This is a genomic window from Halohasta litorea, from assembly GCF_024494645.1.
Lineage (GTDB): Archaea > Halobacteriota > Halobacteria > Halobacteriales > Haloferacaceae > Halohasta > Halohasta litorea.
The window spans coordinates 1-811 of the sequence record NZ_JANHDJ010000034.1 but is presented as its reverse complement, the minus strand read 5'-3'; the positions used below and the strand labels follow the sequence as shown (position 1 = coordinate 811).

Sequence of the window (811 nt, the reverse complement as noted above, 5' to 3'; positions counted from 1 at the left end):
GAGGGTGTCATAGAAGAGTTCTCACACCGTGATGATCGTACTTCCTGGATTGTCTCCGCGTTCGTAGTTGGTGATAGCGACGACGAGGCGAAGGCACAGGGCAAGAAACACCTGCGCTCGTGCGTGGACGCGGCCTCGGGCGTGCGTTCGCCCGAGGCCGCAGTCCTTCACTGAGTCGTTGGTTCGTTCGACTCCAGTACGGCGGTTGTATGTCTCGTTTAGCGTCGATTGCTTCAGTTGAACGTCCTCGCTATGTTGTTCGATGCGGTCTTCGACCCTGTATTCGATGTCTTTCGGGTCGTCGGTGTTTCGCGCGTTGTACGGAGCGACTGGCACGACCCCTGCGGCCAGCAGGTGGTCGTGCCAGTCGAGCGTGTCGTAGGCGCTGTCACCGACCATCCAGATCGGTTTGGCGACGGCGAGCGCGTCACGCGTGACGCGCATCGCCGTCTCCTCTGGTGCTTGCTTACTCTCTGTGAACTCCGCTGCGATCGGGATCTTTTGCCCGGTCGAGACGATCGTGCAACCGTAGCCGTAGTAGTACTCGTCGTCGGTTGGATCGTAGCACTTCGATGCATCTTGATCGGCGGGCATCGTCCTCACGTCAGTTGAATCGATACAGTAGGTCAAATCGAGCAGGCCGCGGCGGGCGGCCTGCTCGACGAGGTGGTCGAACACCTCCTGACCGACGTGTTCGAGGTCGGTGAGAAAGCGATCGACCGCGTCTCTCGACGGCGGTCGATCGAAGCCACAGCTCAGCCAGACGACCGTGTTTCGAAGCTCTCGTTCAACGGGACGAATGCCGTAGATG

1 protein-coding gene is annotated in these 811 nt (G+C 59.8%); it reads right to left on the bottom strand.

Annotation, left to right across the window (positions count from 1 at the left end; all coding sequences use genetic code 11):
* Window positions 1-21: 21 nt before the first annotated feature.
* The coding region (locus tag NO877_RS19700) for a transposase (protein WP_256397989.1) at window positions 22-811 on the bottom strand (790 nt) is incomplete at its 5' end.